Origin of the sequence: Rhodanobacter sp. PCA2, from assembly GCF_013620825.1 — a bacterium.
Lineage (GTDB): Bacteria > Pseudomonadota > Gammaproteobacteria > Xanthomonadales > Rhodanobacteraceae > Rhodanobacter_A.
In genome coordinates this window covers 1-21533 of record NZ_NJIC01000008.1, presented here as the reverse complement: position 1 = coordinate 21533, position 21533 = coordinate 1, and the positions used below count along the sequence as shown (strand labels likewise).

Annotated in this window: 21 protein-coding genes; all 21 read right to left on the bottom strand. The window is 69.8% G+C overall.

Annotated features, from left to right (window positions below):
- Window positions 1-109: 109 nt before the first annotated feature.
- On the bottom strand, window positions 110-511 hold the full coding sequence (locus tag PCA_RS01640) for a flagellar biosynthetic protein FliO (protein WP_181300412.1): 402 nt from the start codon (window positions 509-511) through the stop codon (window positions 110-112).
- An 8-nt stretch (window positions 512-519) separates the two neighbouring features.
- Window positions 520-870 (bottom strand): flagellar motor switch protein FliN, encoded by a 351-nt coding sequence (gene fliN, locus PCA_RS01635; protein ID WP_181300410.1) that lies wholly within the window; start codon window positions 868-870, stop codon window positions 520-522.
- Window positions 867-1883: a flagellar motor switch protein FliM gene (fliM, locus tag PCA_RS01630; RefSeq protein WP_181300408.1), complete on the bottom strand. Its 1017-nt coding sequence runs from the start codon at window positions 1881-1883 to the stop codon at window positions 867-869. The genes fliN and fliM overlap by 4 nt, the downstream gene beginning before the upstream one ends.
- Window position 1884: 1 nt before the next feature.
- On the bottom strand, window positions 1885-2367 hold the full coding sequence (locus tag PCA_RS01625) for a flagellar basal body-associated FliL family protein (RefSeq protein ID WP_181300406.1): 483 nt from the start codon (window positions 2365-2367) through the stop codon (window positions 1885-1887).
- A 256-nt stretch (window positions 2368-2623) separates the two neighbouring features.
- Window positions 2624-3793 carry a flagellar hook-length control protein FliK gene (locus tag PCA_RS01620; RefSeq protein WP_181300404.1) on the bottom strand — a complete coding sequence of 390 codons (1170 nt, stop codon included), beginning with the start codon at window positions 3791-3793 and terminating at the stop codon, window positions 2624-2626.
- 49 nt (window positions 3794-3842) lie between these two features.
- On the bottom strand, window positions 3843-4268 hold the full coding sequence (gene fliJ / locus PCA_RS01615) for a flagellar export protein FliJ (protein WP_181300402.1): 426 nt from the start codon (window positions 4266-4268) through the stop codon (window positions 3843-3845).
- Window positions 4265-5644: a flagellar protein export ATPase FliI gene (gene fliI, locus PCA_RS01610; protein WP_181300400.1), complete on the bottom strand. Its 1380-nt coding sequence runs from the start codon at window positions 5642-5644 to the stop codon at window positions 4265-4267. Before fliI ends, fliJ begins: the two co-directional genes overlap by 4 nt.
- Complete coding sequence (locus PCA_RS01605; RefSeq protein ID WP_181300399.1) at window positions 5641-6273, bottom strand: FliH/SctL family protein; 633 nt, start codon at window positions 6271-6273, stop codon at window positions 5641-5643. Before PCA_RS01605 ends, fliI begins: the two co-directional genes overlap by 4 nt.
- Window positions 6273-7289: a flagellar motor switch protein FliG gene (gene fliG / locus PCA_RS01600; RefSeq protein WP_181300397.1), complete on the bottom strand. Its 1017-nt coding sequence runs from the start codon at window positions 7287-7289 to the stop codon at window positions 6273-6275. Before fliG ends, PCA_RS01605 begins: the two co-directional genes overlap by 1 nt.
- On the bottom strand, window positions 7279-8991 hold the full coding sequence (fliF, locus tag PCA_RS01595; protein ID WP_181300395.1) for a flagellar basal-body MS-ring/collar protein FliF: 1713 nt from the start codon (window positions 8989-8991) through the stop codon (window positions 7279-7281). The genes fliG and fliF overlap by 11 nt, the downstream gene beginning before the upstream one ends.
- Window positions 8992-9037: 46 nt before the next feature.
- Window positions 9038-9364: a flagellar hook-basal body complex protein FliE gene (fliE, locus tag PCA_RS01590; RefSeq protein WP_181300394.1), complete on the bottom strand. Its 327-nt coding sequence runs from the start codon at window positions 9362-9364 to the stop codon at window positions 9038-9040.
- Between the two features lie 114 nt (window positions 9365-9478).
- Entirely contained in the window at window positions 9479-10909 is a 1431-nt protein-coding gene (locus PCA_RS01585; RefSeq protein ID WP_181300392.1) for a sigma-54-dependent Fis family transcriptional regulator, read from the bottom strand.
- A 333-nt stretch (window positions 10910-11242) separates the two neighbouring features.
- Window positions 11243-11800, bottom strand: a complete 558-nt coding sequence (locus PCA_RS01580; protein ID WP_181300390.1) for a PilZ domain-containing protein — start codon at window positions 11798-11800, stop codon at window positions 11243-11245.
- Window positions 11801-11912: 112 nt separating this feature from the next.
- On the bottom strand, window positions 11913-12209 hold the full coding sequence (locus PCA_RS01575) for a flagellar protein FliT (RefSeq protein WP_181300389.1): 297 nt from the start codon (window positions 12207-12209) through the stop codon (window positions 11913-11915).
- Window positions 12206-12628 carry a flagellar export chaperone FliS gene (fliS, locus tag PCA_RS01570; protein WP_181300387.1) on the bottom strand — a complete coding sequence of 141 codons (423 nt, stop codon included), beginning with the start codon at window positions 12626-12628 and terminating at the stop codon, window positions 12206-12208. The genes PCA_RS01575 and fliS overlap by 4 nt, the downstream gene beginning before the upstream one ends.
- A 13-nt stretch (window positions 12629-12641) precedes the next feature.
- A complete protein-coding gene (gene fliD, locus PCA_RS01565) occupies window positions 12642-14084 on the bottom strand; it encodes a flagellar filament capping protein FliD (RefSeq protein ID WP_181300385.1) in 1443 nt (480 codons plus the stop codon).
- A 346-nt stretch (window positions 14085-14430) separates the two neighbouring features.
- Window positions 14431-15885: a flagellin gene (locus tag PCA_RS01560; protein WP_181300384.1), complete on the bottom strand. Its 1455-nt coding sequence runs from the start codon at window positions 15883-15885 to the stop codon at window positions 14431-14433.
- A gap of 348 nt (window positions 15886-16233) precedes the next feature.
- Entirely contained in the window at window positions 16234-17448 is a 1215-nt protein-coding gene (gene flgL / locus PCA_RS01555; RefSeq protein ID WP_219918459.1) for a flagellar hook-associated protein FlgL, read from the bottom strand.
- Window positions 17449-17462: 14 nt separating this feature from the next.
- The gene (flgK, locus tag PCA_RS01550) at window positions 17463-19355 is read right to left on the bottom strand and encodes a flagellar hook-associated protein FlgK (RefSeq protein ID WP_181300382.1); all 1893 of its coding nucleotides are present in this window, start codon (window positions 19353-19355) and stop codon (window positions 17463-17465) included.
- A 22-nt stretch (window positions 19356-19377) separates the two neighbouring features.
- Window positions 19378-20355: a flagellar assembly peptidoglycan hydrolase FlgJ gene (flgJ, locus tag PCA_RS01545; RefSeq protein WP_181300380.1), complete on the bottom strand. Its 978-nt coding sequence runs from the start codon at window positions 20353-20355 to the stop codon at window positions 19378-19380.
- Window positions 20356-20367: 12 nt separating this feature from the next.
- The gene (locus PCA_RS01540) at window positions 20368-21459 is read right to left on the bottom strand and encodes a flagellar basal body P-ring protein FlgI (protein ID WP_343204388.1); all 1092 of its coding nucleotides are present in this window, start codon (window positions 21457-21459) and stop codon (window positions 20368-20370) included.
- Between the last annotated feature and the right edge of the window lie 74 nt (window positions 21460-21533).

Genomic DNA, 21533 nt, shown 5'->3' with positions numbered 1-21533 from the left:
GCCGGCGCGGCCGCGGTGCGCGCTGTTTGCGGCGCGGCCGCCGCAAACAGCGGCAGCAGCGACAGGGCCAGCACGAGCCAGCAGCGCACGGCGAACGGGTTGCGCACGCTCACGGCCTGGCCTTCCAGCGCGACAGCAACTGCACGATGCTGGGCACGGCCGGCAGCGGCGTCGGCGATGCGGGTTCGGCCGGCGCGGCGCCCTCGTAGACATGCAGCGTGCGCAGCCCGGCCGGACCCACGCCCACCAGCAAGCGCTTGCCGTCGGCGTCCAGCAGCAGCACGCGATCGCGCGCACCCACCGCGATCGCCTCCACGCAGCGGAGACGCCGGCCGCCCGGCCCTCTGCGCGCCTGCATGCGCCGGCTCAGCCAGCCCGCCACGAAGATCATCGCCACCACCGCGGCCACGCTGAGCAGCACGCGCAACAGTTCGCTGCCCACGTCGATGTCCGCCGCCGGCAGCGCCAGCGCCGCGACGACCCGGCACCCCGTTCCCGACGTCCGATCCATGGCGGTGGTCATCGCAGCTTGCGCACGCGCTCGGCGGGGCTGATCACGTCGGTCAGGCGGATGCCGAACTTCTCATTGATCACCACCACCTCACCGTGGGCGACCAGGGTGCCGTTGACGAACACGTCCAGCGGTTCGCCTGCGGCGCGATCCAGTTCCACCACCGAGCCCTGGTTGAGCTGCAGCAGGTTGCGGATGCTGATGCGGGTACGCCCGACCTCCATCGCCAGGGTGACCGGCACGTCCAGGATCATGTCGAGGTTGACCTCGGCGGCTGCAGCGGCGCCGCCGCCACGCAGCGAATCGAACTGGACGCGTTCGCCGGCATCGCCAGCGAAGGCTTCGGTGGACTGGTTCATGCGGTTTCTTCCCGGCTGGACAGATCGCCGCCGGTGCGCGCTTCGCGCCGGCCGACCTGGGTGTGGAAACGGACGGCGTTGCGGCCGTTGGCCTGGCCGTAGCGGCCGCGGAACAGCGGAACGTCCTCGGCGTAGACGGTGGCGAGTTCGGGCAGCTGGACCGGCAGCACGTCGCCGGGCCGCAGATGCAGGAACTCGCCCAGGGTGAGTTCGATCTCGAACAGCTGCGAACAGAGCGGCACCTCGGCGTCCAGCACCTCGTCGCGCAGCAGCTCGGCCCAGCGATCGTCGCGGTCGACGCGGTCGCTCTGCACGCCGGCGTCGAGCAGGGTGCGGATGGGCTCGACCATCGCGTAGGGCAGTGTCAGGTGGATCTCTCCGCCGCCGCCGTCGAGCTCTACATGGAAGCGCGACACCACCACCGTTTCGGTGGGGCTGACGATGTTGGCGAACTGCGGGTTGATCTCCGAGGCCTGGTACTCGAACGACAGGCCAAGCACTGGCGCCCAGGCCTCCACCATCGCCGTGAACAGCTCGCCCAGCATGATCTGGATCACGCGGTTCTCGGTGGCGGTGAAGTCGCGGCCTTCGATGCGCGCGTGGTAGCGGCCGTCGCCGCCGAAGAAGTTGTCGATCACGCTGAACACCAGGCGCGGCTCGAACACCACCAGGGCGGTGCCGCGCAGCGGCTTGATCCGCACCAGGTTCAGGTTGGTGGGCACCACCAGGCCGTGCACGTACTCGGCGAACTTCTGCATCTTCACGCCCAGCACCGAGACCTCGCAGGTCTTGCGCAGCACGCTGAACACGCCGCTGCGGAAGTAGCGCGCGAAGCGGTCGTTGACCATTTCCAGCGTTGGCAGGCGGCCGCGCACGATGCGGTCCTGCTGGGTGAAGTCGTACGAAACCACCGCGTCGCGCGGCAGCGGCTGGTCACCGCCGGTCGCCACCGCACCGTCGGTCACGCCGTCCAGCAGCGCGTCGATCTCGTCCTGGGAAAGCAGGTCGCTCATCTCACTGCATCACGAAGCTGGTGAAGTACAGCGCGTCGATGCCGGGCCGGCCCAGCCGTGCCTGCACGACCTTTCGCACCGTCTCCAGTGCCTGCCCCTGCAGTTTCCGGCGACCGGCGTCCTCGCTGATCACCGCGTACTCCTGATTGCTGAACAGCGAGACCAGCGCGTCGCGGATGGCCGGGTCGACGGATTTCGCCACCTCGATCGCTTTCGGGTCGTGCGACATCAGGGTCACCGCCACCTGCAGGTAGCGCAGCGATTCCTCGTCGCGGAAATTCACCACGAAGGGCGGGTCCATCGGCAGGTACAGCTCAGGCTTGACGTCCGGCGCAGCCGCCTTGGCGGCCACGTGCGCTGCCTGCCGCACCTGCCAGGCGTAGCCGCCGCCGGCCAGCGCCAACAGCGCCACCGCACCGATCAGCAGCGGCCGGCCTCGCTTGCGCGCCGCCGGTTCCGCCGCGGTCTGTTCCTCGTTGGCCATGAAATCCTCGATCCACCCGGTTGAGAGTTGCGCACCGCAGCGCGCCCACCGATCCAATGCAATCCATGTGCCATGCACGAAAGTGCCTTGCTGCAAGCGGATTTGCGGCAGCATGCACGCGTAGACGACGCGTCGGCGGCGCTTTCTTGACGCGTGCCGCAAACCTGTCGCGACGTCTGACGGTCGTGCGCACGGCACGACGCGCGCAGCTGCCGTGGTCGCGGCGCGGCCGCGTCGATTCCGGGCTTTCGGGTTCTCAGGCGAACGCGTCGAGCAGGCCGACGCGGCCCATGGCGACAGTTCGGTCCGCGGTATGGACCGCTTCGATCTCGCCGGTCGCCGCCGCCGCGCCACGCCCCTGGTCGCGTGCACGCTCGTCGCCGCGATTTTGCTGCCCCACCTCGGCATGGCCAAGCGCGAGGCCGTGCCGGGCCAGCAGCTGATCGAGTTGCGGCAGACTTTGCTGCACGGCCGTGACCGCCGCCGGGTGCTGCGCGCTGAACACCACATCCACGCGCTCATGGTTCACGCTGAGGTGCACGTCCAGCGAGCCCAGGTCCTCCGGGTGCAGGCGGATTCTCGCCTCCCGGATGTCCTGCCGACCCAGCCACAGCACCTGCTGGCCGAGTTCGTCGGCGAAGCCCGGGCTCCCTGGCGACGCCGCCAGCTGCAGGCGGGGCAGCACCACAGCAACGGCAACCGGCGTTGCTGCGGATGCGGGCGCAGTCGCCAGCGCCAACGCATCGAGGCCACGGTCCTTGCGCACGTCTGCATGGATCGGGGCGAGCAGGTTTTCCATGCTGTCCGGCATGCCGATCGGGCTGGCTACCGGTGCATCGGCAGTGGCCAGCGTCTGCTCGTCCACGGCTTGCCGCAGCATGGCAGCCTTGGCGTGGCCCGATGCCGAGCCATCCGCGGCGATCGCGGTGGCGTCCGCAGCGGGCGATGCCGCCGGGGTGTTGCCCGTCACGCGCTCCAGCATGGCGAGCATGGCGCCGGCCAGCGTGGCAGCGGCTTCCACGTCGGGGGTTGCGGTTTCCGGCGTAGCGCCGACCGCGGTCTCGCCCGCTTCGGCCTGGGGTGGCGCAACCGTCTGGGCCGCAGCCAGGGTCACGTCGATCCGTGTCGCATCCACCGGCTCTTGCGGCGCCGCGGGCGAGGTATTCACGGACGACGCGGCAGGCAACATGGCGAGCGTGGGCATGTTCGACTCCGGCGCGGATTTCGTTGCGGCATCGGCGGTGGTGGGATCTGCCGGCCCGCGCGTATCCGCCGCTGCGGCGTCGCCCGGGGCGCCCATGGCCGCTTGCAAGTGCCGGTCGAACGGGCCTGGCGCCATGTCGCCGCACGGGGCATTCGCTGCGGATGGCGCGGCGCAGCCGCCGGTGGCGGCGGGCAGCGGGGGAAGTGCGGCAGGTGGTGACATGGGGGGGACTCCTTTGCCGGCAGGCGGCGCCGTATCGCAGCGTTGCGCTTCAGCGCGGCCGCCGGTGCTGCATGCGTTCGTCGATCTCGGCCTGTTCGCGCCGTTCTTCGGCGCGGCGTTCGAGTTCCCGGTGTTGCGCGACCACGCTGTCCAGCGCGCTTTCGCGCGCGTGGGCCTGCATCCAGTGGCCGTGCATCTGCTCCATGCGGCGGCGCTGCCGATCGATCTCGGTGGCCTGCTGGGCGATCGCCTGGTCGATGCGCGCGACGAACTGCTGGCGGTTGAGCAACGCGGCGACGCTCACCGCCCCGGCGCCCGCGGCGGCGTACTCGGCACGATAGCGCTGCAGCTCGCCGAGCTGGTGTTCGGCCTTCGCCAGCTGCTGCTGCTGCGCGGCCAGACTCGCCAGTGCGTCCTCGGCCTTCTGGTGGGCTTGTTCCACCGCCGGCTGCAGGCGTGCGGAACGCGCGTTCACTGGGTCACCAGTTCGGCGAGCTGACCCAGCCGCCCGACGGCGGCCTCCAACGTCATCGGCTCATCCACTTCCTGCTGCAGGAAACCGCGCAGTTGCGGCCACAGTTCGATTGCGAGGTCCACCTGCGGGTCCGAGCCTTTCTGGTAGGCGCCCACCGCGATCAGGTCGCGCTGCTGGCGGTAGGCGGAATAGACGCGGCGGAAACACCGCGCCGCCTGCAGGTGCTCGCGCGCCGTCACCTGGGGCATCACGCGGCTGATCGAGGCCTCGATGTCGATCGCCGGGTAATGGCCGGCCTCGGCGAGATCGCGCGACAGCACGATGTGGCCATCGAGGATCGCCCGGGCGGCGTCCGCGATCGGGTCGTGGCGATAGTCGTCGCCCTCGGTGAGCACGGTGTAGAACGCGGTGATCGAGCCGCGCCCCTCGGCGTCGTTGCCGGCGCGCTCGACCAGCGCCGGTAGCAGCGCGAACACGGACGGCGGATAGCCCTTGGTGGCCGGAGGCTCGCCGATCGCCAGCGCGATCTCGCGTTGCGCCTGGGCGTAGCGGGTCAGCGAATCCATCAGCAGCAGCACGCGCTGGCCGCGGTCGCGGAACCACTCGGCAATCGCGGTGGCGTACTGCGCGCCGCGCAGTCGCTTGAGCGGCGGCGCGTCCGCAGGCGCGGCCACGATCACCGCGCGCCGGCGGCCTTCCTCGCCCAGCGTATGTTCGACGAACTCCTTCACTTCGCGGCCGCGCTCGCCGATCAGGCCCACCACCACCACGTCGGCGTTGGTGTAGCGGGTCATCATGCCGAGCAAGGTGGACTTGCCCACGCCGGAACCGGCGAACAGGCCCAGGCGCTGGCCGCGACCCACGGTGAGCAGTGCGTTGATCGCACGCACGCCCACATCCAGCGGCGTGTCGATGGGCTTGCGCGCCATCGGATTGATCGGTTCGTTCTTGAGCGCTGCATGCTCGTCGGCATCGAGCGCGCCAAGGCCATCCAGCGGCACGCCGTCGGCACCGATCACCCGACCCAGCAGATGCATTCCCACCGGCAGGCCACCGCTGCGCGCGCAGGGGCGTACCCGCGCGTTGGGCAGCACGCCATGCACGTCTCCCACCGGCATCAGCAACAGGCGCTCGTCGGCGAAGCCCACCACCTCGGTTTCCAGCCTGACGCCGTCGGCGGTGTCGACCAGGCAGCGCGCACCCAGCGCGGCCTCACAGCCTTCGGCTTCCAGGGTAAGCCCCACCACGCGGCGCAGGCGGCCTTCCACCGCGAGCGTGCGTGCGCTCGCCGCTCGCGCGGCCTGCCGCGCGAACTGCCGTTGCCAGCGCGCGCGCCGCATGGCGGGATCGGCGTCGGCCTGGGTGTCGGCGTTCATGCTTCGTCGCTGCCCGGGCCGGCGAACTCGCCGAGCACGGCATCGACCACCGCCGCGAGGCGCGTTTCCACACGCGCGTCCAGCCGCGAGTGTTCGCTTTCCAGCCGGCAGTCGCCGCGCGCAAGCGCGGGGTCGGCCAGCAGTTGCCAGTGGCGTTCGGCGGCATCCAGTTCCTGCAGCAAGGCCAGATCCTGCGGGTGCAGATGTACGCGCAATTCGCGCGTCGCTGCCGGCAACGCCTCGGCCGCCTCGCACACGGCGCGGACCACGAGTTCGGGCGCCAGCTGCAGCTCGCGCGCGACCACCCGGCCGGCCACCACCATCGCGAGACGCGCGAGTTCAAGCGCGACCTGCTCATCGAACGCCTGCAGCGGACGCGCCGCAGCCTCGCATACGGCATCGAGCTGGGCCATGCGCTCGCGCAATTCCAGCGCCGCCGCGGCCCGCCCTTCGGCGAGGCCGGCGGCGCGGCCTTCGTCGCGGACCTGCTGTTCCAGTTGCTCCAGTTCGCGCACGGTGGGCTGCGCCGACGCTGCATTGGTGGTCGCTGCCGGGGCCGGCGCAGCGCCGACCTGCGGCAGTTCCCAGCGCCGGAAGTCCATCGCGACGTCGTGGATCGCGGCCGCCATCACACGTATTCGTCCCCGCCGCCGCCCAGGCTGAGCTGGCCGGCGTCAGCGAGCTTCCTGGCCACGGCCAGCACTTCCTTCTGCGCCGTGTCGACCTCGCTGAGGCGCACCGGACCCTTCACCTCCAGGTCGTCGCGCATCATGTCGGCGGCGCGCTTGGACATGTTCGCGAAGATCCTTTCGCGCACCGAGGGCTCGGCGCCCTTCAGCGCGGTGATCAGGATGCCGGACGGCACTTCGCGCAACAGGGTCTGCATGCTGCGATCGTCGATCTCGGCGAGATCCTCGAACACGAACATCAAGTCCTCGATGCGCCCGCCCAGCGCCTCGTCCTGGCTGCGGATCGCGGTCATCAGCTCGGCCTCGCGGCTGCTGTCCATCGCGTTGAGGATGTCGGCGGCCGCCTTCAGCCCGCCCACGTTGGCGGATTTCAGCTTCTTGGTGCTGCCGTTGAACTGGCGCTCCATGATCTCGTCCAGCTCGTTCAGTGCGTGCGGCTGCACGCCGTCCAGCGTGGCGATGCGCATCACCGCGTCGGAGCGCACGCGCTGCGGCAGGTAGCCGATCACCTCGGCCGCCTGGTCCGGCTCAAGATGCGCCAGCACCAGCGCGATGATCTGCGGGTGCTCCTGGTTGATCATCTCGGCGATCGCCCGGCTCTCCATCCACTTCAGCGACTCCAGCCCCTTGGAGCTGCGACCGAGCAGGATGCGGTCGATCAGGCCGCCGGCCTTGGTTTCGCCCAGCGCGTTGGTGAGGATCTTGCGGATGTATTCCTCGGTGCCCACGCCCAGCGAGGTCTGCCGGCCCATGTCCTCGTCCAGCCGGTCCAGTACCTGGGCGACCTGTTCGCGCGAGACGCTGGAGAGTCCCGCCATGGCGGTGCCTACCGCCTGCACGTCGCGCGCGCTCAGATGCTTGAGCACCTCGGCCGCGTCCTGCTCGCCCAGCGTCAGCAGCAGGATCGCGGCGCGCTGCGCGCCGCTGACCGGCGCATCGGAACGGTTAGTTGCCATCGTCGTTCACCCAGTTCCTCACCACCTGAGCCACCTGCTTGGAGTTTTCGCCCACCATGCGACGTGCCTGGCCGATGCGCTGCTCGTAGGCCAGCATCGGCACCCCGTCGATGCGGGGCGGATGGGCGCCCTCCGAAGATTCGTCGTCGTCCACCCGCACGGACATCGTCGGCAGTGGCTCCGGCAGGCTTCCCTTCGCCGGCGCGCCGCGCAGCAGCCCCTTGAGCAACGGGCGCAGCAGGCCGAACGCCACCAGCAGTGCGATCAGCACGCCCAGCCCCTGCTTGATCAGGTCCAGCGCACCGGGCCGTTCCCACAACGGCGTCGAGGGTTCCGTCTCCGGCGTGGGACTGCGGTGGAATGCCTGGTTGATCACGCTGACGCTGTCACCGCGGGCGGCATCGAAACCCACTGCGTTCTTCACCAGGTCGGTAAGGTGCTGCAGTTCCTGCGGCGTGAACGGCACGCTCCTGGGTTCGCTCTTGGCGCCGCCGGCGGCGGCAGCCGCGGCAGCGGCCAGCTTGTCATCCACCACCACCGCCACGGTGAGCCTGGCCAGCCTGCCTGCCGGATCGCTGACATGGCTGATGGTGCGGTCCAGCTCGTAGTTGCGCGTGCCGTTGCTGGAGCTCTCGCCATCGCGGCTGGCCGTCGCCGTCGACGTCATGGTGCCGGGCGCGGCGGCGGCACCCGTGTTCGGTGTGGCGGCGGTGGGTTGCGCCACAGTGGGCGGCGGCTGGTTGCTGAGTGCACCCGGCACGCCGCCGCCGGCAGCGCCGCTGCTGCGCTGCTCGCTGCTGACCTGCTCGCTGCGCAGCGCCGGATGTTCGTGGCCATAGGTCTCGCTGGCCTTCTCGGTCTGGCTGAAATCCAGGTCCGCGTTGACTTGCGCGCGCACTCTTCCGGAGCCGACCAGCGGCGTCAGCAGTTCCTCGATGCGCTGCGCGTAGGTGTTCTCGATGCGCGTGGCCAGGCGCAGGCGGGTGTCGCCCGCTTCGCCGGACGGGTCTGCCGTGCCGGTCAGCAGGCGGCCTTGCTGATCGACCACCGACACCTGGCCTGGGTCCAGCCCCGGCACGCTGGACGCCACCAGGTGCACGATCGCCGCCACCTGCCCCGCGTCGAGCTGCCGGCCCTGGTACAGCGTGAGCAGCACCGAGGCGCTGGCTCCATGGCTGTCGCGGATGAAGGCCGAGGGCTTGGGCATCGCCAGGTGCACGCGCGCGCCACGCACCGACTGCAGCGAGGCGATGGTGGCGCCGAGGTCGTTCTCCAGCATCTGTTGGTAGCGCGTGCGCTCGGCGAGGTCGCTCATGCCGAACGGCGAGTCGCCGGCGGCCTGCGCGTTGATCGCGGCGCCGCCCTGGGGCAGGCCCTTGGCCGCCAGCCGCAGGCGCAGCGCGGCAAGGTCGGCAGCCGGGACCATGATCGAGCTGCCGTCGCCGCCGAGCTTGTACGCGGTGTTGGCGGCCTGCAGTTCCTGCACGATCGCGGCGGCGTCCTTCTGCTCCAGCCCCCCGTAGAGCAGGCCGTAGTTCGGGCCGCGCGACCACAGCACCACCGCCACGCCCAGCGCCACTGCCGCGGCCACCGCCACCAGCAGCGCGAGCTGGCGCGCCGCCGGGTTGCGGATGATCTGCTTGAGGGAATCCAGGCGCGCGCCGCTGCTGTTGTCGGTCGTCGCGATGGCGTTCTCGGCCATGCTGCTGCTCGTCGGTCGGGGCTGTTCGGTGATCGGGGCGTCGGCGTCAGACCGACATGTTCATGATGTCCTTGTACGCATCGACCAGCTTGTTCTGCACCGCCACCGTCGTACGCAACGAGAGGTCGGCCTTCTGCACCGCGATCATGGTGCGGCCGAGGTCGGCACCGGGGTCGCCGCGCTCGAAGGCCGCGGCCATCTGCCCCGCCTCCATCTGGCTGTTGCCCACCGCAGCGATGGACTGCCGGAACAGCGTGGAGAAGTCTTTGGCCCCGCCGCCGACCGGCGCCTGCACCGCGGTTTCCGGCATGCGCGCCGGCGCCGTCATCTGGCGCATCTGGGCAAGCAGGTTGTTGACGTCGATCGTGCTCATGCCGAGTGGTCCGTGTCGGTGTAGGGAGACGGAATCCCGTCACGCGACGGGATTCCGCAAGGTGAATGCACGAGGCATGCCACGCGCAGGGAGCGACGCGCGGCGGTCCGCGTTTCAGGCCGCCAGACCGTTGTTGGCCTGCAGACCGTACTTGCGCAGCTTCTCCACCAGCGTGGTGCGCTGCATGCGCAGCAGGCGTGCGGCATGCGCCACCACGCCGCCGGTGGCATCCAGCGCCTGGCGGATCAGCCCCACCTCGATGTCGGCGAGGTGATCCTTCAGGTCGAGGCCGTCCTCCGGCAGCAGGCGCAACGCCTCGTCCACCGGCTGCACGCCGACCATGCCGATGGCCGGCTGCTCTTCCATCAGCGCCAGCAGGGCTGCACCCTGCACTTCCTCGCCAGCGGGCGCATGGCGGTATTTCGACGGCAGGTCGCCGGTGCGAACCTCGCCGTGCGGGCACAGGATGGCCATGCGCTCGACCAGGTTGGCCAGCTCGCGCACGTTGCCGGGCCACGCGTGTCCGCGCAGCGCGTGCATCGCGCCGGCGCTGAAGCGCGCCACGTCGAGGCCACGGCGCGCCAGGCGCTGGTTGAACTCCTCGATCAGCACCGGCAGGTCCTCCAGCCGCTCGCGCAGCGCCGGCAGTTCCAGCGGGAACACGGAGAGGCGGTAATACAGGTCCTCGCGGAACCTGCCCTCGCCAATGGCCTGCTCCAGGTTGCGATGGGTGGCGGCGATGACGCGCACGTCGCAGCGCTGGCTCCTGCTGCCGCCCACGCGCTCGTATACGCGCTCCTGCAGCACGCGCAGCAGCTTCACCTGCATCGCCAGGCTCATGTCGCCGATCTCGTCGAGGAACAGCGTGCCGCCCTCGGCCAGTTCGAAGCGGCCCTTGCGCGCGCTGATCGCGCCGGTGAAGGCGCCCTTCTCGTGGCCGAACAGCTCGCTTTCCAGCAGCTCGGCCGGGATCGCGCCGCAGTTGATCGCCACGAACGGCCGGCCGCGGCGGGGCGAATGTTCGTGGACGGCGCGCGCCACCATCTCCTTGCCGGTGCCCGACTCGCCCAGCACCAGCACGGTGGAATCGAACGGCGCCACCTGGCGGATCAGCGCGTTGACGCGCAGCATCGGCGCCGACTGGCCCACGAAGCGCAACGCGCCGGATTGCCCGCCGGCCAAGCGCGCCTGGACGCTGCGCAGCGCCTCGGCCACCTGCTCGTAGCGCAGCGGAAACTCCAGCGCCGCCATGTGCGCGGCAGACGACGAGGCCATCATCGCGCAGCGCGCGGCCAGCGGCGCGTCGGCCGCCACCAGCATCGGCACCTGACGCACCGCGTCACCGAGCAGGGACAGCTGGCGTTCGGCCGCAGCCTCGCTCTCGACGTTGCCTACGTAGACGGCTTGCCAGGCGTGGGTGGACTCGTCGACGGAGCCACACTCGGCCGCGTGCTGCGGGCGATAGCCCATGAAGTGAAGCGCGGATGCCACGGCCTCCGCTCGAGTCGCGTCGGACTCGACAATGAGGAAATCGAACTTTTGCACAACCCCTTCTCCTGCTCACTCGTCGCCGCGGCTCCGCTTCCAGCGGGGTGCGTCGCTCGTCAGTGCCGACTTTCCGGCGCCGGCCTGATGAACAGACAGCAACAAGGAGGCCAACTTTGACGCTCGATGTGACAGCAGAATGTCGCAGGCCGGGGGCCGTGCGTCGGCAGCGTTCGCAAGAGTTTGCCGCAAGCACATGAAGCTGAAGATTTTTGCAAGATGCCAGGATCGCGACGAACCGCGCCGGCACTGTGACAGGCGTCGAAAATTTTCTCCGGGGAACCTCTTGAAGTGTGATCGATATCACACGTGAATCCTGACCGCATTCGCGGTTCACCCGGCCTGCTGGCGCGCACCTGCCACTTTGCGTCGGTGATGGCGAAACACGAGACGTTCAATCGCGTCACCCGTCGCCTCATGGGGCATCGCGAATTCCACGAAGCTGCGGCCATCGTCGAGCTGGCGCACCACGCGCCCCGCCAGTTCCAGCGGCAGGCTGCGGCAGGCGTCGAAGCGCAGGCGCAACAACAGACCTTCGCCACCCGGCGGCACCAGCGCGGCCGGCAGCAAGGCGCCCACCGCATTGAATCGCAGGCAGTGGCGCGGCAGCAGCGTGTCGTCCGGCGCCAGCAGGTGGTTCACGATCTCCACCAGCGCGGTGAGCTTGGCATCCATGCGCAGTATTTCCTGCATCAGCGGGTTGTCGTCGTCGCCGGGATCGGCGCGACGCTCCTCCAGTGCGGCCAGCGTCGCCAGCGTGTTCGCGTTGCGCTCGGCCAGTTGCTGCAGCAGTTCCGGCGGCGGCGGCCACGCCAGCGGCCGGCTGTCGGCCAGCAGGCGTTCCTCGCTGCCCAGGCGTTGTTCGAATTCCTCCCAGCTGCTGGTGCTCATGTCGGCTCCCCGTGGCGGTCCCGGCGATCAGCCGCAGCCCGCAGGTAGTTGTACCGCGGCACGACGCGCGCCGAGTCGTGGTGGATCGGGCACGACGGGGCGGTGCCGCGACTCACCCGGCGAGGTCGACGTAGGCGCGCAGGGCATGGCGTGCGTAGCCGTGGCGGCTCAGGGCGTCGGCGACTTCGGCGCGCACGCGCGCGGTCAGGTCCAGCATTTCCTGGTTGCACGCCAGCAACTGCTGCAGCAGCTCGCGGCTGCGCCCGTCGCGCGGGTGGCCGGCATGCAGCAACGGCTGGCGCTCGGCGTCCAGCGCGGGCAGGTTGTCCCAGCGGCCATCGCGCGCGGCCGCCAGCATCGAGTCGCTGACCGCGAGCGCGCGTTCCAACGCGGCGTGTCCCGCGCTCACGCGGCGCCCGCGCCGCGGCCGGCGAGGTAGGCTTCGCGGATGCCGCTCCAGCCATCGCGCACCTGTCCCAGCAGGCCGGCGCACTCGGCCAGCGCCGCGTCGTCGTCGTCCAGTTGCGCGACCAGCAGCCGGCGGGTGAGGTAGTCGTAGAGCGCGTCCAGCCGCCCGGCCAGCGTGCTGCCGGCCTCGTGGTCCAGGCTGGCGCGCAGTTCGCCGACGATGGCGACGGCCCTGGAAATGGCGGCACCCTTGGCCGCCACGTCGCGGTGGCGGATGTGGGCGCGCGTCTGGGCGATGCGCTCGATCGCGCCATCCAGCAGCATCGCGGTGAGCTGATGCGGGTCGGCGCCCTCGACGCTGCCTTGCGCGCGGGTCTGCTGGTACATCGCGCTGGCGTTGCGCATGTGGCCGTAGGTCATGGCAGAAGCCTCGTCACTTGTTTGAACCGGTGTAGGTGGCTTCCAGCTGCTTGAGCGCGCCGGTGAGATAGCTGCTGGTGTTGTTGAGCGAGGACATCAGCGTGTCCAGCGCGGTGTACTGCTGGCGCAGCTGGGCCGCGTACACGTTCATGCGCGCGGTGAGCGCCGCCGATTGCTGGCCCAGGCCGCCCAGCCGCTTCTCGATGCTGGCGATGCGCGTGGCGATGATGCCGCCGCTGCCGGTGAAGCCGTTCAGCGCGCTGTTGAGCTTGGTGGCGTAACCGTTGCCGCCTGCGAACAGGTCCTGCACCGCACCCGGATTGCCGTTGAGCGCACTGTCGAGCTTGCCGCTGTCAAGCGTCAGCGTGCCGTCGGCGCCGCGCTTGATGCCCAGCGCCGCCAGCGAGCCGATCGCGTTGCCCGTCACCTTGCCGCTGAGCACGCTGTTGATCTGCCGCTGCACCGACATCAGCGTGGTGTCGCCGAGCAGCACCCCGGCCTGCCGGGTGCTCTGGTCGTAGCTGCTCAGCGTGCCCACCGTTGACACGTAGCTGTTGTACGCGCTGACGAATCCCGCCACCGCGCTTTGCGCCGCGCTGTTGTCGCGGCTCACCGTCAAGGTGGTGGTGCCGGTGGTGGCCAGGTTGAGGGTCACGCCGTTCAGCGCGCCGCTCACCGCATTGCTGGCGCTGCTCACGGCAATGCCGTCGATGCTCAGGCTGGCGTCGCTCGCCTCGCTGGCGCCCGCCGTGTCCAGCGCCTGCGCCAGCGCCGCGAGACCGTCGCTGCTGTCGGCACTCGCACTGACGGTGAAGGCGTTGGCCACCCCGGTCCTGGTGGAGGTCAGCAGCAACTGGCTGCCGTTGGCGCCGTGGACCACGGTGGCCTGCACGCCGGGATTGTCCTTGCCGGCATTGATCGCCGCGGCGAGGTCGCTGATCGAGCCGGCGTCCGAAACCTTGACGTCCATCGACGCGGCGCCGACGCCTATCGTCAAAGTTCCGCCGCCGACGTCGGCACCCGCGGCATAGCTGCCGCTGGCGCGCTTCTGCGCGGTGGCCAGGTGGTCCACCACCACCGTGTAGCTGCCCGGCTGCGCATTGGGCAGCGTGCTGGCGGTGCCGACGGCGGAGTTCGACAGCGTGGCCGCGTAGCTGCTGAAGGTGCCGGTGGCGGTGAGCTTGCCCAGCGCCGACTGCAGCGAGGCCAGCGCACCGTTCAGCGCGGTGAGGCCGGCCTCCTGCGCCTGCAACTGGGTGGTCTGGCCGCTGATCTGCTGCGCCGGGCCGGCCTGCTTGGCGTTGACCAGCGCGGCGACGATGTCGTCGACTTTCAGGCCGGACCCGATGCCGGCCGAACTGAGCAGGGCGCCGCCGGATATGCCTTGGCTGCTGCCTGATGTCGTTTGCTGCGTGGCTGTGGTGCTGCCCGTGCCCAGGCCGGAAATCGATGTCATGGCGCCGTGTCCTGTGGATACGAAACTCCGCCATCGGCGGAACGGTGGATGACAGGCAAGAGCCGCGCCAACCGCTCGTGGCCGCCCGAAAATCCCGGCCGGCATGACCGTTACGGCCATGCCGGCGGGATCCCCTGTTCCAGCTGCCGGCGCCAGCAGGCCCCGACCCTGACTGGATCGGCCGTTCGCGCGCCAACTTGAGGGCCACCGGTGCACGTGCGTGCGAACGCGCCGCGATCCTCCATTCCGCACGGCCCCTGCAAACTACGACGGCGACACCCTTGCGGGTGCCGCCGTCGGAAGAGGACGCAAACCCGCCGCAGGCCGCGACGGGCTTGCCGCGCCGTCACTGCAGAAGCTTGAGCACCTGCTGCGGGTTTGAGTTGGCCTGCGCCAGCACCGAGATGCCCGCCTGCTGCAGCACCTGCGCCTTGCTCAGCGCCGCCGTCTCGGCCGCGAAGTCCGCGTCCTGGATGGTCGACTGCGAGGCCTTCAGGTTGGTCGACTGCGAGCTCAGTGTGGAGATCGTCGACTGGAAGCGGTTCTGCACCGCGCCCAGTTGGGCGGCGAAGTCGGCCACCGACTTCAGCGCCACGTCGATGCGCGAAATCAGGTCGTTGGCGCCGTCCACCGTGCCCACCGAGCCGGTGGAAAGATTGCCGCCAGTAGCCACCGTGTCGCCCGCGTTGTAGGCGGTACCGGGCTTGTTACCGTCCGTGGCGGCGGCGCTGATGACGTTGCCACCGGTGTCTTCGATCTTCAGCGCGCTGCTGGAGTAGAAGTTGATGCCCTTGCCGTCGGCGCTCACCGCGGCGCTGACGCCGTCGATGCCGGCCGCATTGATCGCGTCGGACACGTCCTGCAGGTTCTTCTCGTTGCCGGTGAAGGTGACGTCCTTGCCGTTGATCTTCAGGCCCTCGGTCTTCAGGTCGACGGCCGTGCCCGCCCCTGCGGCGGTGCCGGCGGTGGCGGCGCCGAACGTGATGCCGGTGAGCCCGCTCACCTGCATGGTGTCGGCGCCGGCAGTCTTGGCATCGATCTGGATGCCGGTGCCATTCACGCTGGCGACGTAGTTCGCGCTGAAGTTGGCGTCCGCGTTGATCTTGCCTGCCAGGTCGGTCAGGTCCGTCGCGCTGGCGATGTCGACCGAGGCGCCCCCGATCGTGAACTTCACGCCCGAGGCAAGGCCGGTGACATTGCCCGCTGCGACAGAACCCTTGGTCGCCAGGCTGCCGGCGCCGGCACCGAAGATCGCGCTGATGTCGCCGCTCTTGACCTCGGCCACCTGGCCCAGGTCGCTGGCCTTCACGCCCTGCGCCAGCGCCACGCTCACCGTCTGGCCCACGTTCGCGCCGATCTGGAAGCTCTGCGACTGCAGCGAGCCGTTCAGCACCTTCTTGCCGTTGAACGTGGTCTGGTTCGCGATGCGGGTCACTTCCTGCAGGCGCTGCTGCACTTCGTTGTCGATGGTCTTGCGGTCGTCGTCGCTGTAGGTGCCGTTGGCCGACTGCGCGGCCAGGTCGCGGATCGCCTGCAGGTTCGCGGTCACCTGGTCCAGCGCCGAACCGGCGGTTTGCGCGAGGTTGATCGCGTCCGAGGCGTTCGCACTGGCCTGGGCCAGGCCGCCGATCTGGGTGGTGTAGCGCTGCGAGATCGCGAAGCCCGCGGCGTTGTCGGCTGCGCTGTTGATCTTCAGTCCGGAGGACAGGCGCTGCGTGGCCTGGGCCAGCGCGCTCTGCGACTTCGACAGGTTGTTCTGCGTGTTCAACGAAGAAACGTTGGTGTTGATGACCAGTGCCATGGGGTGTCTCCTAATGAGCGGTCTTGAAGCTGTCGGATGTTTGCTCCGGCGGTGCTCCTCGACCGGAGTGCCAACCGCCTCGGGAAGCTTTTCGGCGCCGGCGGAGGTTTCTTGAGCCGGACCAGCGAACTTTCTTCGTGCTGGCGCGCATCGTGCGCGAAGCCATCCGCGGCGATGGCCCATCGTCATCCGGCCGTACTCCGGCAATGGGCCGGAAACGCGTCTTTGCGTTCCGGCGAGGTGCTGGAACGCCGCCGCGTATGCGCGGCGTATGGACGTCCATTCGAGATTTGCGCCGCCGCCCGACGGCCGTTGGCGCCCGGAGACCGCCCCGGATCGCCGGGCCGACTACTTCAGGTAATCGAACAGGCTCATCCCCTGCACTTTCGCGAATGTCTGCTGCGATGCCTGCAGGGCAGTGGATTGCAGCATCAGCTGGCTGATGGCGCTGGCCATGTCGACGTCCTGCACGTCGGAGAGGGTGGATCGATAGGTCAAGGTAAGGTCGCTGTAGGTGCTCTGCTGCAGGGCGAGCCGGTTCAGGCGACCGCCCACGTCGGTCTGGGTGCTGGAGATACGGTCCTGCGCCCGATCGATCGATTCCATCTGCCGGCTCATCGCGTTGTTGAGCTGCGTGTCGTCGAGGCTGCTGTCGCCCAGCGCGGCTATCATGTGGGTCAGCGTGGCGAACACGTCCTGGGTGCGGCCGGAACCCACGTTCACCGTGTCGCCGGCGGCGGGCGTGCCGCTGAGGGCGATCGTCATGCCGTTGAAGCTGATGCTGCCGCCATCCCGGTAGCTGCCGCCGGCAACGGCGTCGCCGCTGCCGGCGTCGGTGGCGGTCCAGTTGCCGGCGTCGTCGAAGCTGATCTGGTAGTTCACCGGGCCGGCGGCTGTCGCGGCCTTCCAGGCGCTGCTGTCGGTGACGCTGGTGGCGCCCACCAGCAGGGTGCCGCCGTTGCCGGCCGCCGCGCTGGCGACGAACGAGCCGTTGCCGGCCGGGATGTCCATGAACAGGCCAGCGCCCGCGTCGCTGTTCGCGATGCGCAGGCCGCTGCCGATCGCGGTCATTTGGTTGCCGCCGTTGCCGGCGTAGCTCACCGAGCCGTCGCCGTTGAGCACGAAAGGCGTGGTGGTGGTGCTGGTGCCGGCGAACAGCGCGTTGCCGCTGGCGTCCGTGCTGTTGGCCAGCTGCACCAGCTGCGCGCGGATCTGCACGAGCTGGGTGGCCATGTCCTGGCGGTCGGAGGCCGACAGCGTGCCGTTGATGCCTTGCACCGCCATCGAGCGCGCCTGGTCGAGCAGCGCGTTGAAGGAATCGAGCGCGCTGCTCTCGGTGGAGAGCCGCGCGTTGGCGGCGCCGATGTTGGCGGAGTACTGCGCCGTGCTGGCCAGGACATGGTTCAGCGAGACCACCTGGGCGGCACCGGCCGGATCGTCCGAGGCCAGGTTGATGCGCTGGCCGCTGCTCACCTGGTTCTGCGTGGCGCTGAGCACGCCCTGCTGGTTGAGCATGGTGGTCAGCGACTGCTGGTACATCCAGCTGGTGGAGAGGCGGATCATGGATGTACTCCCACTTAGCCGCGCATGGCGGAGATCAGGCTGGTGAACAGCGTCTGCGCGGTGGAGATCACCTGCGCCGAGGCCTGGTAGGCCTGCTGGTACTTGATGAGGCTGGCCGCCTCCTCGTCCAGGTTCACGCCGGCCACGCTCTGCTGGGCGCTGGCCGCCTGGTTGTACAGGCCGGTCCGGGTGGTGAGCTCGTTGGCCGCCATGCTGCCGGCCAGGCCGATCTGGTTGGTCAGGTCCGCATAGGCGCGCAACGCCGAGGTGCGGCCGCCGTCGAGCACGCCGGCATCGGCGAGCCCGGCGAGGTCCAGCGCATTGCCGTTGTCGTTCAGGCCGCCGCTGTTGATGCCAATGCTGAAACTGTCGCCGCTGGCCGGCGCGCCCTTGAGGTCGAGACTCCAGCCGTCGAACTGGATCGGCGTGCCGGCCGTGTAGGTGCCGATGCTGCTGTTGCCGGCGGCATCGGTGACGGTATAGCTGCCGTTCGCGCCGAAGCTCACCGTGGCGCCGGCGAACAGGTTCGCGTCGCTGCTGTCGCGCACGCTCACCGAGCCCACCGTAACGCCACCGGTGTTGCTGCCGGCGGCCGTGCCTTTCAGCGCCGCTGCCGCCGCGATGGCGGAAGGATCGCCGGTGGCCAGTGCGAGGCCGCTGGCCGCGTTGCGGCTGGGCCGGATCTGGAAACTGTCGCCGACCTGGGCGCCGGCGGAGACGGTGAAGCCGAGGCCTTCGGCCGACAGTGTTCCGTCGGCGTTCGCCGCCATCGCCACCGCGCGCCCGCCGGTGGTGGCCAGCGCCCAGCCGTTGACCGATGGCGCGGTATTGCTGCCGGTATACGTGAGCACGTAGTCGTCATTGGTAAGCACACCGAGGTCGCCCACGCTGGCGCCCACCGTGGCGCTGCCCTGGTTGCCGCCTGCGCCCACCACGGCCGGGGCGGGCACGCTGAACAACGGGCCGCCCTGGTTGCCGTTCAGATCCAGGCCCCTGGCCTGCTGTGCGTTGACGCTCTGCGCCAGCGCCAGCGCGGCGCGGCCCAACTGGTTCTGTGCGGGGTCCAGCGTGTTGCGTCGATACGACAGCAACGCCCCCAGCGTGCCGCCGGACAGGCGCGCGCCGATGTCGTGGCCGCTGGCGTCGAGCACCGTGGTGCTGCCGGCGTCGTAGGTATTGCTGCCGACCTGGAAGCCGTAGGCATAGCTGCCGCTGACCAGCGCCTGGCCGGACGTGCTGTAGACGCTCAGCGTGCCGTCGGGCTGGGCTGCGACCGAGATGCCGGTGACGCCAGCCAGTTGCTTGACCAGGTCGTCGCGCTGGTCGAGCAAGGCGTTCGGCTGGACGTTGCCGCCCTGGCTGATGCTGGTGTTGAGCGCGGCGATCTGCTTGACCAGCGAGTTGACGCTGCCGACGGCATCGGCGATCTGCGTGTTGATCTGCGCGCGCTGTTGGTCCAACTGCTGGCCCAGGGTGTTGAAGGCCATCGTCAACGCCGATGCGTTGCCCAGCAGCGCCTGGCGCGCGGACTGGTCGTTCGGGGCGTTGGCCACCGCGTTGAAGCCGCCGTAGAAGCTGTCCAGCGCCGACTGCAGGTTGCCGCCGTTCTTCAGCAGGCCGTTCAGTGTGGTGGCGAGTTCGTTGGTGGTGCGGGCGCCCTGCAGCGCGGTGTTGCTGCTCCACAGCGTCTGCGTGAGGTACTGGCTGTAGGCGCGTTGCACCGCGATCACGTCCACGCCGGCGCCCATGGTGTAGCGGCCGTTGTTCTGGCCCGCCCGGTCCACCTGCGCGATGTTCTGGCGGCTGTAGCCATCGGTATCGGCGTTGGCGATGTTGTTGCCGCTGACCTTGAGGCCGAGCTGGGCGGCATTGAGGCCGGAAACACCAATGTTGAGCAGGCTGGACATGGATCAGGGTTCCTGGTGTCGCTTATTCGTTCGGCATCGCGGCCGGATTCTTGAGCGCCGCGAGCGCGGCACGCATCTGCGGGCTCGCGGCGATGGCGCTGATCTTGTCGGCATAGGACGGATCGCTGGCGTAGCCGCCGCGCATCAGCGCGCGGGCGAAGCCGCGCACGTCGTCACCGTGTCCGCGCACGGCGGCATAGCGCGGATTGGAGGCGATAAGGTTGGCGTAGTCGCTGAACGACTGCGCCGGCGAATCGTAGGCGCGGAACTGCGCGCGCCGGCGCACCGCCACGCCGTCCTCGTACTCCAGCGTGGGCACGCTGACCTTGCGCCCGTCCCAGCTGCCGCCGGCCTTGATGCCGAACAGGTTGAAGCTGGTGGAGCCGTCGGCGTTGTGCGGCATATGCCGGCCCCACTGCGTTTCCAGCGCAGCCTGCGCCAGCACGCTGCGCACCGACACGCCCAGCGCACGCGCCGCGGCCTCGGCATGCGGCGCCAGCGCGTGCACGAATTCCTGCGCGTCCTGCGGCAGCCACTTCATCGCGCTGCGGCCGACCTCGCGCCCCGCCTCCACCACGTTGGCGAGGCGGCGCTGGAACTGGTCGGGCGTGGCCGGCAAGCGGGCGGGATCGCCGATGCCGTCGAGGTCACCGGCGGCGCCGACCGCCGGCGACACGATGGCGCCGCCCAGCTGACGCAGGAGCATCTGCGCGATGCCCAGTCCCTTGCCGCCCTGCGCCAGATTCACCGAGAGCTGCTGGTCAAACAGGTCGCGGTAGGCCTTGCCCGCATCGCTGTCGCCCAGCGCGTCGCCGAAACTGTCGCTGGCGGCGCGCATGGACTTCAGCATCATCTGGGTGAACAGCGCCTCGAACTGCTGCGCCACCGCGGGCAGCGCCGCCTTGCCATCGCGCTGGGCCTGCGCACGCAACTGGCCGAACCCGGACAGGTCGGTCCAGGTGCTCAGCGAGGCGTTGGCGGACAGCGCGGCGTCGGTCACATCGATGGCCCGCTAGATGACCACAAGATCCGCGTGCAACGCGCCGGCCTGCTTCAACGCCTGCAGTATGGAGATCAGGTCGCTGGGCGAGGCGCCGACCTGGTTCACCGCGCGCACGATGGCGTCCAGGCTCACGCCCGGACCGAACTTGAACATGTGCCCGCCTTCCTCACTGACCTGCACGCTGCTGGACGGCACCACCGCGGTCTGGCCGTTGCCGAACGGTGCCGGTTGGCTGACCAGCGGCTGCTCGCCGATGGTGACCTGGATCGCGCCGTGCGCTACCGCCGCCGCGGTGACGCGCACGTCCGAGCCGATCACCACGGTGCCGGTGCGCGAGTTCACCACCACGCGCGCGGGCGGCGCGCCAGGGGTCACGTCGAGATCCTGGATCGTGCCCAGCCACGCCACCTTCTGGGTCGGGTCCTGCGGCACGCGCACCTCCACCGTGCCGCCGTCCACCGCGCGGGCGGTGTCCGCGCCGTAGGTGCGGTTGATCGTGCCGACGATGCGCGAGACGGTGGTGAAGTCCGGCGTATTGAGGTTCAGCCGCAGCTGGTCGCTGGCGGCGAACGCGGACGCCACGCTGCGCTCCACCGTGGCGCCGTTCGGAATACGCCCGCTGGCTGAGATGTTCTTCTGCACGCTGGAGCCGCTCTTGCCCTGCGCGCTGATGCCACCCACTACCACGCTGCCCTGCGCCACCGCGTAGACGTTGCCGTCGGCGCCGCGCAGCGGCGACATCAGCAGCTCGCCGCCACGGATGCTCTTGGCATTGCCGATCGAGGCCACGGTGACGTCGATGGTCTGGCCCGGTTTGGCGAATGGCGGCAGCTCGGCGGTGATCGTCACCGCGGCAGCGTTCTTCAGCTGCGGGCGCACGTTGGCCGGCACATTGATGCCGAACTGCTGCAGCATGTTCTCCAGGCTCTGCGTGGTGAACGGCGCCTGCGTGGTCTGGTCGCCGGAACCGTCCAGGCCCACCACCAGGCCATAGCCGATCAGCTGGTTGGCGCGCACGCCGCCGACCGAGGCGAGGTCGCGGATCTTGTCGGCGTGGGCGGGGACAGCCAGCAGCGCGAGCAGCAGCGCGAAGCACCCCACCCCAACCCTCCCCTGCCAGGCAGGGGAGGGGGCGAAGGGCGCGGGGGGTTCCCTCTCTCCCCGGAGGGAAGAGG